1 rRNA gene is annotated in these 2,952 nt (G+C 53.2%); it reads left to right on the plus strand.

The annotated features are described in order from the left end of the window. Positions 1 to 5: 5 nt before the first annotated feature. A 23S ribosomal RNA gene (locus ACFW35_RS19790) occupies positions 6 to 2,945 on the plus strand. The last annotated feature ends 7 nt before the right edge of the window (positions 2,946 to 2,952 follow it).

Here is a 2,952-nt window from a genome sequence, read left to right on the forward strand (position 1 = left end):
TATAAGGTTAAGCTAGAAAGGGCGCACGGTGGATGCCTTGGCACTAGGAGCCGAAGAAGGACGGGACGAACACCGATATGCCTCGGGGAGCTGTAAGTAAGCACTGATCCGGGGATTTCCGAATGGGGGAACCCACCATCCGTAATGGGATGGTATCCATATCTGAATACATAGGGTATGAGAAGGCAGACCCGGGGAACTGAAACATCTAAGTACCCGGAGGAAGAGAAAGCAAATGCGATTTCCTGAGTAGCGGCGAGCGAAACGGAAACAGCCCAAACCAGAGGGCTTGCCCTCTGGGGTTGTAGGACACTCTACATGGAGTTACAAAGGAACGAAGTAGGTGAAGCGGTCTGGAAAGGCCAGCCAAAGAAGGTAACAGCCCTGTAGCTGAAACTTCGTTCTCTCCTGAGTGGATCCTGAGTACGGCGGGACACGTGAAACCCCGTCGGAATCCGGGAGGACCATCTCCCAAGGCTAAATACTCCCTAGTGACCGATAGTGAACCAGTACCGTGAGGGAAAGGTGAAAAGCACCCCGGAAGGGGAGTGAAATAGATCCTGAAACCGTGTGCCTACAAGTAGTCGGAGCCCATTAACGGGTGACGGCGTGCCTTTTGTAGAATGAACCGGCGAGTTACGATCCCGTGCAAGGTTAAGTTGAATAGACGGAGCCGCAGCGAAAGCGAGTCTGAATAGGGCGACATAGTACGTGGTCGTAGACCCGAAACCGTGTGATCTACCCATGTCCAGGGTGAAGTTCAGGTAACACTGAATGGAGGCCCGAACCCACGCACGTTGAAAAGTGCGGGGATGAGGTGTGGGTAGGGGTGAAATGCCAATCGAACACGGAGATAGCTGGTTCTCCCCGAAATAGCTTTAGGGCTAGCCTCGCGGCAAGATTCCTGGAGGTAGAGCACTGATTGGACTAGGGGCCCCCACAGGGTTACCGAATTCAGTCAAACTCCGAATGCCAGAGAATTATCCGCGGGAGTCAGACTGCGAGTGATAAGATCCGTAGTCAAAAGGGAAACAGCCCAGACCATCAGCTAAGGTCCCAAAGTATACGTTAAGTGGCAAAGGATGTGGAGTTGCCCAGACAACCAGGATGTTGGCTTAGAAGCAGCCACCATTTAAAGAGTGCGTAATAGCTCACTGGTCGAGTGACTCTGCGCCGAAAATGTAACGGGGCTAAACGTATCACCGAAGCTATGGCTTGTGCCTTTTAGGTACAGGGGTAGGGGAGCGTTCGAAGTGCAGTGAAGTCAGACCGGAAGGACTGGTGGAGCGCTTTGAAGTGAGAATGCCGGTATGAGTAGCGAAAGACAAGTGAGAATCTTGTCCATCGAAAGCCTAAGGTTTCCTGAGGAAGGCTCGTCCGCTCAGGGTTAGTCGGGGCCTAAGCCGAGGCTGAAAAGCGTAGGCGATGGATAACAGGTTGATATTCCTGTACCACCTCCTTTCCGTTTGAACAATGGGGGGACGCAGTAAGGTAGGGTGAGCGCACTGATGGAATAGTGCGTCTAAGCAGTTAGGCTGTTGGATAGGCAAATCCGTCCAACGTGAAGGCTGAGCTGTGATGGCGAGGGAAATTTCAGTACCGAAGTCCCTGATCCTACACTGCCAAGAAAAGCCTCTAGTGAGGAAAGAGGTGCCCGTACCGCAAACCGACACAGGTAGGCGAGGAGAGAATCCTAAGATGATCGGGAGAACTCTCGTTAAGGAACTCGGCAAAATGACCCCGTAACTTCGGGAGAAGGGGTGCTCTGATAGGGTTTATCGCCCGAGAGAGCCGCAGTGAATAGATCCAAGCGACTGTTTAGCAAAAACACAGGTCTCTGCGAAACCGCAAGGTGAAGTATAGGGGCTGACACCTGCCCGGTGCTGGAAGGTTAAGAGGAGGGGTTATCCCTTACGGGAGAAGCTCTGAATTGAAGCCCCAGTAAACGGCGGCCGTAACTATAACGGTCCTAAGGTAGCGAAATTCCTTGTCGGGTAAGTTCCGACCCGCACGAAAGGTGTAACGACTTGGATACTGTCTCAACGAGAGACCCGGTGAAATTATAGTACCTGTGAAGATGCAGGTTACCCGCGACAGGACGGAAAGACCCCATGGAGCTTTACTGCAGCTTGATATTGGATTTTGGTACAGCTTGTACAGGATAGGTAGGAGCCTGAGAAGCCGGAGCGCCAGCTTCGGTGGAGGCGTCGGTGGGATACTACCCTGGCTGTATTGAAATTCTAACCTTGAACCGTGATCCGGTTCGGAGACAGTGTCAGGCGGGCAGTTTGACTGGGGCGGTCGCCTCCTAAACAGTAACGGAGGCGCCCAAAGGTTCCCTCAGAATGGTTGGAAATCATTCGCAGAGTGTAAAGGCACAAGGGAGCTTGACTGCGAGACCTACAAGTCGAGCAGGGACGAAAGTCGGGCTTAGTGATCCGGTGGTTCCGCATGGAAGGGCCATCGCTCAACGGATAAAAGCTACCCTGGGGATAACAGGCTTATCTCCCCCAAGAGTCCACATCGACGGGGAGGTTTGGCACCTCGATGTCGGCTCATCGCATCCTGGGGCTGAAGTAGGTCCCAAGGGTTGGGCTGTTCGCCCATTAAAGCGGTACGCGAGCTGGGTTCAGAACGTCGTGAGACAGTTCGGTCCCTATCCGTCGCGGGCGCAGGAAATTTGAGAGGAGCTGTCCTTAGTACGAGAGGACCGGGATGGACACACCGCTGGTGTACCAGTTGTTCCGCCAGGGGCATAGCTGGGTAGCTACGTGTGGACGGGATAAGTGCTGAAAGCATCTAAGCATGAAGCCCCCCTCAAGATGAGATTTCCCATCACGTTAAGTGAGTAAGACCCCTTAGAGATGATGAGGTTGATAGGTCTGGTGTGGAAGCGTGGCGACACGTGGAGCTGACAGATACTAATCGGTCGAGGGCTTATCCTTAAAATTG

Origin of the sequence: Fictibacillus sp. NPDC058756 (assembly GCF_042746035.1) — a bacterium.
Lineage (GTDB): Bacteria > Bacillota > Bacilli > Bacillales > Fictibacillaceae > Fictibacillus.